This is a genomic window from Streptomyces sp. NPDC037401 (assembly GCF_055602345.1).
In genome coordinates this window covers 1-1062 of the sequence record NZ_JBVJWO010000094.1, presented here as the reverse complement: position 1 = coordinate 1062, position 1062 = coordinate 1, and the positions used below count along the sequence as shown (strand labels likewise).

Here is a 1062-nt window from a genome sequence, read left to right as displayed (position 1 = left end):
GCCGAAGACGATCACTCCCGCGCTGCCCGCCGTCGAGGCCTTCGCCGATCTCGACCTGCCCGAGCAGCTGCTCGCCGCGCTGGCCGCCGAGGGCGTGACCGTGCCGTTCCCGATCCAGGGCGCCACCCTGCCCAACACCCTCGCGGGCCGTGACGCCCTCGGGCGCGGGCGCACCGGCTCCGGCAAAACCCTGGCCTTCGGTCTCGCCCTGCTGGCCCGTACGGCCGGACAGCGCGCCGAGCCCCGGCAGCCGCTCGCCCTGGTCCTGGTGCCCACCCGCGAGCTGGCGCAGCAGGTCACCGAGGCGCTCACCCCGTACGCCCGCGCGGTCAGGCTGCGGCTGGCCACGGTCGTCGGCGGCATGTCGATCGGCAAGCAGGCCGGTGCGCTGCGCGGCGGGGCCGAGGTCGTCGTCGCGACGCCGGGCCGGCTCAAGGACCTCATCGACCGGGGCGACTGCCGCCTGAACCAGGTGGGCATCACCGTGCTGGACGAGGCCGACCAGATGGCCGACATGGGCTTCATGCCCCAGGTCACCGCGCTGCTCGACCTGGTACGCCCGGAGGGCCAGCGCATGCTGTTCTCCGCCACCCTGGACCGCAACGTCGACCGGCTGGTGCGCCGGTACCTGACCGACCCCGTCGTGCACTCCGTCGACCCGTCGGCCGGCGCCGTCACCACGATGGAGCACCACGTGCTGCACGTGCGGGACGCCGACAAGCACGCCACGACCACGGAGATCGCGGCCCGCGACGGGCGGGTGATCATGTTCCTGGACACCAAGCACGCCGTCGACCGGCTGACCCAGGACCTGCTGAACAGCGGAGTGCGGGCCGCCGCGCTGCACGGCGGGAAGTCGCAGCCGCAGCGCACCCGCACCCTCACACAGTTCAAGACCGGCCACGTCACCGTGCTCGTCGCCACGAACGTCGCCGCCCGCGGCATCCACGTCGACAACCTCGACCTCGTCGTCAACGTCGACCCGCCGACCGACCACAAGGACTACCTCCACCGCGGCGGCCGCACCGCCCGCGCCGGCGAGTCCGGCAGCGTCGTCACCCT

Annotated in this window: 1 protein-coding gene; it reads left to right on the top strand. The window is 73.5% G+C overall.

All coding sequences use genetic code 11. From position 1 onward, the window contains the following. Positions 1–1062 (top strand): DEAD/DEAH box helicase (locus tag ACZ7H1_RS37390; RefSeq protein ID WP_470792951.1); only part of this gene is annotated, 1062 nt, incomplete at both ends.